This window comes from Bacillus sp. V3-13 (assembly GCF_002860165.1).
Classification (GTDB): Bacteria; Bacillota; Bacilli; order Bacillales; family Cytobacillaceae; genus Bacillus_BJ.
Genome location: NZ_PGUZ01000102.1, coordinates 1 through 10,632, shown reverse-complemented (window position 1 = coordinate 10,632; position 10,632 = coordinate 1). Strand labels below are relative to the sequence as shown.

Annotated in this window: 11 protein-coding genes and 1 pseudogene; 3 read left to right on the top strand and 9 right to left on the bottom strand. The window is 40.6% G+C overall.

The window, feature by feature from the left end:
* Positions 1-251 precede the first annotated feature (251 nt).
* Positions 252-1,535 (top strand): M48 family metallopeptidase, encoded by a 1,284-nt coding sequence (locus CU633_RS22370; RefSeq protein WP_101662745.1) that lies wholly within the window; start codon positions 252-254, stop codon positions 1,533-1,535.
* Between the two features lie 90 nt (positions 1,536-1,625).
* Here CU633_RS22370 and CU633_RS23170 read toward each other — a convergent pair.
* Positions 1,626-1,895, bottom strand: a pseudogene (locus tag CU633_RS23170) (SDR family oxidoreductase); the annotation flags it as partial.
* Positions 1,883-2,050: a hypothetical protein gene (locus CU633_RS23165; RefSeq protein WP_257959302.1), complete on the bottom strand. Its 168-nt coding sequence runs from the start codon at positions 2,048-2,050 to the stop codon at positions 1,883-1,885. The pseudogene CU633_RS23170 and the gene CU633_RS23165, both read right to left, overlap by 13 nt.
* A gap of 415 nt (positions 2,051-2,465) precedes the next feature.
* Here CU633_RS23165 and CU633_RS22360 point away from each other — a divergent pair, with 415 nt between their 5' ends.
* Together CU633_RS22360 and CU633_RS22355 are read left to right on the top strand one after the other, a co-directional pair.
* A complete protein-coding gene (locus CU633_RS22360; RefSeq protein ID WP_142383454.1) occupies positions 2,466-3,098 on the top strand; it encodes an ABC transporter permease in 633 nt (210 codons plus the stop codon).
* Positions 3,085-3,534, top strand: a complete 450-nt coding sequence (locus CU633_RS22355; RefSeq protein WP_257959300.1) for an HIT family protein — start codon at positions 3,085-3,087, stop codon at positions 3,532-3,534. The genes CU633_RS22360 and CU633_RS22355 overlap by 14 nt, the downstream gene beginning before the upstream one ends.
* 280 nt (positions 3,535-3,814) lie before the next feature.
* Here the strand turns inward: CU633_RS22355 and CU633_RS22350 are convergent, their stop codons facing one another.
* From CU633_RS22350 to CU633_RS23520, 7 genes are all read right to left on the bottom strand, one after another.
* A complete protein-coding gene (locus CU633_RS22350; RefSeq protein WP_101662743.1) occupies positions 3,815-6,952 on the bottom strand; it encodes an SbcC/MukB-like Walker B domain-containing protein in 3,138 nt (1,045 codons plus the stop codon).
* The gene (locus tag CU633_RS22345; RefSeq protein WP_101662746.1) at positions 6,949-8,094 is read right to left on the bottom strand and encodes an exonuclease SbcCD subunit D; all 1,146 of its coding nucleotides are present in this window, start codon (positions 8,092-8,094) and stop codon (positions 6,949-6,951) included. The genes CU633_RS22350 and CU633_RS22345 overlap by 4 nt, the downstream gene beginning before the upstream one ends.
* Positions 8,095-8,303: 209 nt before the next feature.
* Positions 8,304-8,504: a cold-shock protein gene (locus CU633_RS22340; RefSeq protein WP_101662742.1), complete on the bottom strand. Its 201-nt coding sequence runs from the start codon at positions 8,502-8,504 to the stop codon at positions 8,304-8,306.
* A 200-nt stretch (positions 8,505-8,704) separates the two neighbouring features.
* Positions 8,705-8,842, bottom strand: coding sequence for a YvrJ family protein (locus tag CU633_RS22335; protein ID WP_101579316.1), 138 nt, complete (start codon positions 8,840-8,842; stop codon positions 8,705-8,707).
* Between the two features lie 89 nt (positions 8,843-8,931).
* Complete coding sequence (locus CU633_RS22330; RefSeq protein WP_101662741.1) at positions 8,932-9,150, bottom strand: DUF2922 domain-containing protein; 219 nt, start codon at positions 9,148-9,150, stop codon at positions 8,932-8,934.
* Between the two features lie 30 nt (positions 9,151-9,180).
* Complete coding sequence (locus tag CU633_RS22325; RefSeq protein ID WP_101662740.1) at positions 9,181-9,399, bottom strand: DUF1659 domain-containing protein; 219 nt, start codon at positions 9,397-9,399, stop codon at positions 9,181-9,183.
* A gap of 738 nt (positions 9,400-10,137) precedes the next feature.
* Positions 10,138-10,344: a hypothetical protein gene (locus CU633_RS23520; RefSeq protein ID WP_257959295.1), complete on the bottom strand. Its 207-nt coding sequence runs from the start codon at positions 10,342-10,344 to the stop codon at positions 10,138-10,140.
* Positions 10,345-10,632: the final 288 nt, after the last annotated feature.

The window sequence follows — 10,632 nt, the reverse complement described above, 5'->3', positions numbered from 1 at the left end:
CACGGTTTCACTATGGCTTTTCTATTTTTATGGTGTTGCATTTGATTTTACAATTAACCCTTTCTTCTTCCATTAGTTTACTTTTAAAAAAACATTTCAAAAATGTGAATAATCGATTACATTTATGTATTGGAGGTGTTTTATAAAAACGCAACTATCAATTAGCAATGCCGAATAGCGATCAGATCGCTCAGAGAAGAAACGCCTTACTAAAATAAACAAGGGAATTTTTTTCATAAGGAGATGAAGTCATGGAAAATCAAAGGCCAGAACTGGTACATGAGAAGGAAACGCTGCTTTACGCGATATGTATCATCACAGCTGTTTTAGTTACTCTTTATCTATTATTTTCGATCATCGGTATTATTATTTTTATTTTCTTTGCGCTGCTGTCTTTTTTCTCGCATGCGATCTCAATCTCCCATATTCAACTGAATGGGATTCGCCTGAGGGAAAAACAATTTCCTGAGTTATACAAAAAAGTTGAAACGCTTAGCCAGCGCATGGAACTGAAGCAAATACCCGAAGTATATATAGTTGAATCCGGCGGGGCGTTAAACGCCTTCGCCACCAAAGTTTTTGCCCTGTTTGGCAAGAATATGGTCGTCTTATACTCAGATTTCGTGGACATTTCACTTGAATCAAACGGTTCAGAAATTGACTATGTTATCGCCCATGAACTCGCCCATATTAAAAGAAATCACATCGTCAAGACTTTGCTTGTGTTTCCGGCTATGTGGGTACCATTTGTCGGGGTCGGCTTTTCGAGAATGGCTGAATTCACTTGCGACCGGATGGCTGCATACTATACGGATGAACCCGACGGTGCTATTGACGGCTTATTGGTTTTAGCAGCTGGGAGACGACTCTACAAAAATGTAAATATAGAAGAATACCAGCAGCAATACAATGAGAAAAAAGGGTTTTTTGCGACAATGACAGAGTTATTGTCGACGCATCCGCCAATTCCTAAGAGAATAAACGAAATAGAAAAATTCTTGCATGGGGAACCCAGTATACCGCTTGTCAAAAAAACAAAGCAGTTAGTGGCGATTATGCTTACTATTTTTGTACTTTTCCCGGCTTTATCTGCCGGACTATTTTTCGCTGGATTTAAAATCCTTGAGAATGTCCCTTCCCTTGATTGGATGTTAAATTCTGAGGATCCGCCATTACAGCAAGCTATTTTTAATGAAGATTTTGCTGAGGCTGAACAATTATTAATTGACGGTGCTGATCCTAACGAAATGAATGAGTATGGAGAAACTGCACTTATACTGGCGATTAGCTATGATGCAACAGACTTTATTCCAACATTACTCGAACACGGTGCTGATCCAAACCTTCAAGATGATTATGGCTGGACACCTTTAATGTCTGCGGTGGCGATGGAAAACATGGAAGCCGTCAAAATACTGCTTCAAGCAGGCGCTGACCCAACATTGGTAGACAGTGAGGGTATGACGGCACTTGATTATGCAGAAGATTATGGTTATGAAGAATTTGTGGAGCTTTTAAAGTCGGTACAACCATGATAATTGATTTCTGGTGAGTACGATGTGATTCACCGTATAAAAGGCAAGGCTTTTGTATGCTCAATTCGTATACAAAAGCCTTTTTCTATGCTACCTGCCAAACAACCAGCCGCCATTAATATTAATGATTTCCCCTGTTACAAACGAAGCTTCTTCAGATGCTAAATACTTTATCCCGGCAGCGATATCATTTGCATGTCCAGCTCTGCCAACCGGAACTTGTGAAACAATTTGCTCAATGCGTTCAGATGGCCAGTGTCCTGTAAATCCAGTATCCGCGATGAATCCGGGTGCAATAGCGTTTACTGTGATTCCCTGAGGACTCAATTCTCTCGCAAGACCGGTAGTCAGTCCGTGAAGACCGGCCTTTGCAGCAGCATATGCAGTTGAACCGGCCCGGCTGCACCCGTAAACGCTGCAATTGAACTAATATTGATAATTCGTCCACCTGGCCGTTTTAAATGAGGGGACACTGCCAATGCCATAAGAAAACTTCCTGTTAATACTCTACTCATGACTTTATTTCACATCGATACTGCTCCATCTTCCTTCGTTATATCTGTTCTCAACGCCTTCAATTTCAACAAATCCAATTCTTAAAATTGCCGCTATCTATATTTAGGTTAGTGTGTCTCTCTATGTTTTGCCGTTAACTTTGTTTTATTTCAGCACCTCCCAGAAGCATTCGGAAATTGTTTCTTAATAATCCCCATTTCAATCTCAACTATGATCAGTCAAAACATCTATATGTGGCAATGCTAGGAACAAAATCATCAAAATATTCTATTCTTCTTTCCTTAACTATTTATCTATCTAACAATTTATTGTATATATGAAGTTATGAACAAATAAAAAGCTTTAAAATGGATTTTTTACTTTTTTTGAAAAATTTATTAGTAAAACTTGAATTTTCTAATAATTGGGACTATAGTGAATATAATTCATGAGGTGGAAACGGATAGTAACTCACGTGCCATTTTTATTGTGAGTTATGCTTTATGGTACTTTTCACTTGCGATTATTACTGAACCAGGCTGGGTAATATTAAATGAATCAACAAGAGGTACCATTGAACAATGGTGGTTATCTCCATACTCATTTTGGATTATTCTTTTTTCAAAAATTATAGCTGATAATATTGTAAATTCCGCAAGAACTGTATTATTAGTCATTTTAATCTTAATAACTACTAACTCTAGTGTGGAATTGGGCCTGAATTCACTTGCTGTACTGCTGATTTCCTTACTAGGTATGTATGGGATTGGTTTTGTAATGGCTGGAGTTGCGTTAGTATACAAAAGGGTACAAGATATAATACCAATTTTACAGTATTTATTGCTAGCTGTTATATCATTGCCACCAAATGATAGCTTTTATGCTATCATTATGCCCATATATTCAACTACTATACTCTTAAAACGTAGTATAGTGGGAAATTCTATATTTATTTCAGAGTACTTATTATTTGTGATTACCTCGATTTTAACTTTTTGTATGGGAGTGCTATTTTTTATTATTTGCGAAACAAACGTTAGAAAGAGAGGAACACTTGGTAAAGGATAGTGTGAAAAAAATGGGGACATGTATATTTTGTGATATTATAAAACAAAAAGTTTCGTGTTTCGAAGTGTATAGAGATGAATATGTAACAGCATTTCTTGATATAAATCCTGTCACTTCTGGTCATACATTAATTATACCTAATAAACATATTGAGAGACTTGATTATTTAGATGAACCCGGTCTTTCTAATGCTTTAATGAGTTCCTTAATAAAAGTTTCCCAAATATTAATTAAGTCAGGCATTTGTGATGACTTTACAGTTCTCTCGGATAATGGAGATCAAGCACAACAAGATATTAAGCACATTCATTTTCATATTATACCTAGACACTCAGATGAAAATTTCAGCTTCAAATTGTATACGAATCATATTGCAGCGGAGAAAAATAATCTACTTCAGATTTGGGAGAAAATTAAAAGAAAACAAATTGATTAATTAGGGTCTGCTGAAAAACCATACGGTAAGAGTGAAAAAGGTTTACGTGCTTTGTCAGAAAATAAGTGTAAGGATTTGTTCAGAAATTAAAACTTTGTACTTGGAGGGCACATTTTATATATATAAGTAACCAAAAATTAACTATTTTTTCAGACAATCTTATTCCATTAGATTATATGGAAATTTAAATAGAAATAATAGCTGGATTCTTTTAGATAAGTTGATCTCCTGGTGAATACAGAAGAAAAAAGAGCATCGTCCGTCCGATGCTCTTCGTTTCTCAATTGATAAACTTGAATTCTGTTCTGCTTCCCGCCTGGGTTGCGATCACTTCGAGCCGTGCATCAATTCTTTCTTTCAACTCAGGAACGTGCGAGATAATGCCGACGAGCCTGCCGCTGCTCTGAATATCCATCAACGCTTCAACCGCCTGGTCGAGTGATTCTGGGTCGAGAGTGCCAAAGCCTTCGTCAATAAACATTGTTTCCAATGATACTCCACCTGCATATTGCTGGACGACAGTTGCCAGACCGAGTGCAAGGGAAAGGGCCGCTTTAAAGCTTTCTCCTCCGGAAAGTGTTTTGACGTGGCGTTCCTGGCCGGTATACTGATCGAAAACGAGCAATTCAAGCCCGCTCTGGGCATTTCCCTTTGAACGGTCCGTTTTTCTCAGCAGCTCGTAACGGCCATTCGTCATTTTGCCGAGCCGCACGTTGGCTTCAGCTAAAATATCATCTAAAAACGCAGCAAGGACAAAGCGCTCAAATGTGATCCGGTATGTGTTTTGCCCCTTCGAAATTTCGTACAGATGGCCGATTACCTTGTACTGCTCTTCAAGAGCTTGCATCGTCTCATTTATTTCCTCGACCTTTACGACAATATTCTCGTTATTGCGTTTTTTCACCAATAAATCGGTGTAGCGTTCCTGCAGCTCTTTAATCTGTTCGGTGATTTGCTTAAAGCTGTCGTTCAAGGTTTCAAGGTCCGGTTCTTTTACATCCTTAAGCAGCTCGGAAAATTCCGCATGCCTGTCAGATACAGACCGATACTCTTCTCTGTATTGGCGCACATTCTGTTCAAGCTCCGCAATTTCCGCTTCTGTTTTTTTCGCTTCAGCGTATGCGTTGTAATTTTCGAATCCTTGCTCTGACAGCTTGTTTTTAAAAGCTTCCCGCTCAGTTCCAAGCTTGCGCTCCAAACTGTTCGCCTGATTCTCAAGCTCGTTGAAACGTGCTGTTTCACCTGCCAATTTTTCTTTTGTCGAACTGTATAGCTCCTGGGCTTTTTCTAGACGTTGCTGCAATTCCTGATTCCTTTTTTCAGCGTTTTCCAATGCGGACTGGTAGGCTGCCAGAGTTCTTATGCTCTCCGGAATTGTTTGTTCGATTCTCATCAAGTTTGTTCTTTTTTCTGTGAATTGAATCGTTATATCTTGAATAGCGCGGGCAAGCTCCTGTAATTGTGCCTGGATCGCCTTCTTCTGTTCTTCAGCCTTGTCGATCGCGGCAGTGACTTGATCAAGCTTTGTTTTTTTGGCCTGGAGCTGCTTTTGTATTTCGCTAAGCTTGTCCCGTTCTGCTTCCATTTCGATTTTCAGCATCTGCACCTGCTCACCGTTATTTTCTGCTGTTTCGAGATTGATTTGCGTTTGCAGCTCTGAACGATTTTGCATAAACGTATTCAATAAAGATTGGCTTTCAAACATCGCCGACTCTGCCTTTGCTTTTTCCTGCTCAAGTGCGGCTGCCTGCTGCTTTGCCGTCTTCATATCCTCCTCGTTCGAAACGGACTCAGAAGATCCATCGGCCGGGAAGGGATGGTGTTCAGATCCGCAGACCGGGCAACGACTGCCATCTTCAAGCTTTCCTGCCAAAATCGCTGCCTGCCCATGAATCCAGTTTTCCTCAAGCTTTTCAACAAGGGCTCTCGCATCCATCAGCCGCTTATTGGCATGCTCAAACATATTCTTTCTTTGCATATAAGTGCTTTCCGCTTGTTTTTCCTTTAGCAAAAGCTGTTCAAATTTTGTGATTTTATCATATTCAGCTTCAAGCTTTTCAAGCTTCCGTTCGTTCTCAAGATAAGCGATTTGCGCTTTTTCGATATCAAGCTTCTCTTCAAGCTTTTCTTTTAGCAGTTTTTCAGTATCCACCAGGCTGGCTTCCGATTTTTGTTGCTGTGACACAGACTCATCCAGTTTACGCTTCAATAAGGATACTTGCGCGCTAAGATCTGCAAAAGAACGAACATCACTTTCGATATTAAGCAGGCGGCTGACTTCCTCTGCTGCTTTTTTTCGCTCGTCTTCCCTGCCTTTTTCGAAAAGATATGCGTTTTCATACTCTGAAAGCTTCTCTTCCAGACCCTTTTTACTTAAAAGGACAGAGTCGCGAAGGCTGTTACTTTCATCAAGCTCAAGCTTCAAACGGCGGCAAAGATCCTCCTGCTGGGAAAGTAAGGCCGCTTTATGGGCAAGGCTGATATCTTTTTCTTTCTTTTCAATGATACTTTTCTGTTCTTCAAGAACGATGATTCTCGCTTCCAGCTCTTTTTTTGTGTTCAGCTGCTTGATGATCATTTCCGCTTCATATATTTGTTGCTGAAGCTTATCCCGCTGCTCCTGTCTGTCTTTCCCTTCTTTCTCAATCTTCTCAAGAAGGGTGGACATCGCGCCAATTTCTTGTTTGACAAGCGGGAGGATCACCGCGTCATTCAACGGAGTTTCAGTTAAAAGGGATCCTAACTCTTCATTGTCCAGCACATGAACTGCGCTGATGGTCCGGTTCCTTTCTTCAAGCTGGCCTTCGACGTTTTTTTTCAAAAGTGTCGCTTCTTCTTTCAGCTTTTCTTCAATCCGTTTATATATTTCGGTATGAAAAAGGCGCTGTAAAATCTGTTCCTTATCCTTGCTGTCTGAAGTCAGCAGCTTACGGAACTCGTTCTGGGGAATCATCAAAATTTGCCTGAACTGGTTGCTGTCGATGAGCATGATTTCCTTTATTTTTTCATTCGCATCCCGGACGTTCGCCGCCAGCAGCTGGCGTTCCCCTTTTTCGTTGTAAACATAAAGCTCTGCTTTTGCACCGATTGTCGTATAGCCATCGCCGCGCTCTTTTCGTTTATCCTGCTGCGGCGATCGCACGATATAGTACGTTTTTTCACGCAAAGAAAATTCAAGCGCTACTTCTGTCAACACATCTTCGCGTGCAAACTGGCTTCTGAGCCCTGGGCCGTCGCGGTCTTCTCCGTTTGCTTCCCCATAAATTGCATAACTGATGCCGTCAAAAATCGTTGTCTTGCCAGAGCCGGTTTTTCCAGAAATAACGAACATCGTCCTGCTTCCCAGTGCTGTGAAATCAATCGTTTCGCTGCCGGCATAAGGCCCAAAAGCTTGCATCGTCAATTTTAATGGCTTCATATCCGGCCCTCCTCCTTCAGCACCTTTTCAATAACAGACGCCATGATCTCCCGCTTGTCGGCAGAAAACTCAGAGGTTGTCATCTCATGATAAAACTGGGCGAATAAATCAAGTTCTGATTTTTTTTCTTCCTTCACGGATGTAAATGAACGCTTCTTTTTCATACCGGTTAAAACTGCTTTTCGTTCGAGATGGAGAACATTTGGATAGACCTGGCGAAGCTTGTTGATCGGGTCAATCAGCGCACCCTCATCGAGAAGCGTGATTTTCAGGTAATCTTCACAGCATTGTTTTTCATAAAAATGAGGGTCAAGCAATTCTTCTAAATGCCCTTCCAGTTCACGCATGTCCTGCTTAGGAGTTAACGAACGGCTGCGCAGCTCGAAACTGCCATTATCATTCATTTCAATGATAGAAACGGCTTTGCGCTGTGTCGCCTCGGAAAAAGAATATTTTAATAGCGACCCCGAGTATTTCACTTTTTCATGCTTGATCGCATCCGGACTGTGCAAATGGCCGAGAGCTGTGTAGGAAAAAGGCTCAAATAAATCGGCGCTCACACACCCGGAACCCCCAACTGACAAAGTCCGTTCCGAATCGGACGTTTGCCCGCCAAGCACGAATGCATGCCCAACAAGCACATTCGGTTTAGCATGATTCATCGTCTCTTCTATTTTTCCAATCAGCGCCTTCATTGCATCCTGGTGGGAGTGGATGCTGTCATCCGCAAGCAGCTGCCTGACCGTTCCCGGTTCTGCGTAAGGGATGGAATAAAAATTCACTCCATTTATATGTACTGGGTGTAAATCCTCTGTCAGTTTGCTTGTTAAGTAAAGTTTGCTTTGCTTGTACCATGAGCTTCCGAAAGAAAGGCGTTCCGCACTGTCATGATTTCCACTAATCGAGACCACAGGCGTTTTGAGCTCAACGTTTATTTTGTACAATATCTCATCAAGAAGCTCGACAGCACTCGTTGGCGGAACCGAACGATCATAAAGATCTCCAGCGATCACAACCGCATCCGGCTGCTCCTCTTCTACCAAATAAACAAACTGATTCAAAACCTCGCGCTGGTCCTCGGTCATATAAACGCCGTGAACGAGCTTGCCTAAATGCCAATCAGCCGTATGTATAAACTTCAACATCCTTCACCTCTCATAATCGACACTACGATGCTACCATTATAGCAAACGAGAAATTTAAATGGCTTGCACAATTAAAGGAAAATCAGCACATCTTAATAATAGCAATTAACTATCAAGCTGCTAGCAATTAGCTAATCGGATTTATTCCAATAAACATAAAAACAGCCCAACCAAAATGGCTGAGCTGTGAATTACGGTTATTCAATTTATTTTTTTACAACGTTGGCAGCTTGAGGTCCACGAGCACCTTCGACAACTTCGAAAGAAACTTCTTGGCCTTCTTCTAATGTTTTAAAGCCTTCTGTTTGGATTGCAGAGTAATGTACGAAAACATCATTTCCGTCTTCAGCTTCGATGAATCCGAACCCTTTTTCAGAGTTGAACCATTTTACTTTACCGTTTTTCATTGAAAAATCCTCCTAATAGCTCATGAGGAGCTATGTGTAAATTAACCGATTTACAACGTATAAGCTTGACATTACTCATCCAAACGTTTGGAACATTGAATAAGCTATTTGCAAAAATCGAACACGATGCAAAATGGCTTCTTACAATCTACCATAAAAGACAGGTAATGTCAAGTTAAATTGCATATTTTAACAGTACTTCATTCCTTCAAACGATCCGGCAAATCCTGAATCGACAGAACCACTTTGTCCAGCTTCGCCTCAATTCGATGCAGCAAATAAAGGGTTACAACAATCGGAAAACCCACGTCGCTAATGAACGGGATAATCTGTTCCATATGTTCTGTTCCTCCTCCCTTCCCAGGCTAAAATGATGTGCCGCTTCTTGAAAAAAAGCCGGATTCAAAATCGAACCCGGCCCTGATCTTTAAGCTATTTCATAATCGGTTACATTTCTTTCTACGACTCTCGCTCCTTTAACAGCCGCAAGATTTCCGTTTGCGGTTGCAAATGCCCCGGCCAAAATAATTTGATCCATCGATTGCTTTACTGCAACAAGATCAACCGGTTCCTTTGGATTGTCGAGTGAAACCCTGGCGATCGCACCTGAGTCTGTTAAAAACTGCAGTTCCAATGTTTTCGCCACGCTGCTCACCTCCTTCCCCTATTTTTTTCATTAAGCGATAATGTCCACGCTATCGCTCCGTTCAACTGAGCTTAACGGATCCGCACATAGCCCGGCTAAAGCTAACGCCGTTTGGTGAAGCTGATCTGGAGTCGCTTCCTTTTTAACATTGCTGTAGGTTTTTGTCTTGAAGACCGGCTCACCTTTTTCATTCACCCCAGTCTCAAAAACCAGTCGAAGCCTCGATTCCATTAACATTGCCTGCGCCATCATGATCACCTCCCTTCACCCTTTATATATAAAAATCGAAGCTGATCAGACAGGTTATTTCTTTGGAAAAATAAAAAACCCCTTTCGCCATTTTGATTTCAGAAAAGAGGTGTTAATTTGAATAAATATAAAAAAAAAAGCAAGGCTTTTAAGCCTTACCGTGTGATTAGTTATAATTGAATTTTAAGTAAATTGTAGCATGGATGTAATGTTATTTTAATATAATATTTTTTCTCAATTATGCCTTTCCCAATGAATATATAAAAGGGGCTGTCTGATAAGTCCCATTTTAAATATTTCATCAGAGCATTGAAGATGGATACCGCTTTTCTCAATCTTATTGGTAGCTTCCAAACCTCTGTTAACATGATGTAAGCTGGTTGTGCCTTGCCTTATCGGGAAACCTCTTTAAGGCATTCAAGATTGGATGATTTTTTTTCGGAATGCTTAATAGACTAAAATCTCTAAAAAGAGGAAAGATAACTGAGAGTTTGAAAAATCCTTTCATAGAAAAAGTCATGCAATAGGAAGTCGAAAGGCTTTCACAATGATCCATCATTTGCGGGCTCGAAATCAAATTGTGGCAGACGAGCAAAGCCGAGCCTTTCATATAATCTCATTGCACCTTCCATAAAATCTCCGGTATGATGACCGATAGAATTAAAGCCTTTATCTGTCGATATCTGGAAACATTCGGAAATTAAGACACATGCCACTCCGTGCCCGGAGCTTCCGGTGCTACGGCGAGCATTCGTATCTCAGGACAATCCAGTTCTCAACATTCCCGTCATAGGCATCGCTTTTAGCCGGGAACAATGCAACACTGGCTACAGTCTTTCCATCTTTTTCAGCGAAAATAAATTCGACGCCTTCCTGTGTATCCGCATTTGATGAGATAGCCTTTTTTAAGAGCCTTCCAATGATCGTCTGTAATGCTTGCTGCATGTTCCTGATATGAGCTAGATTAAACCTCTATTAATCTCAATCCCCGTGCAATCTACAAGAAACTATTGTTCGTTAATTTGATTTTAAACTCAAAAGAAAAACCACCATACAATAGGTGGTGTTGATAACCCATATTAGTTAAAATGGCTTGGCACACAAATGGCTCTAAACTTTTATTCTACTTAATATCAATCCGATTATAGTTTTATGTATAGTTCTTCTCCTTCTAGTACACGATCAAAATTAAAGTTATGAGTTAGACGAGAATGGGTAAATACCTCTTAAAAA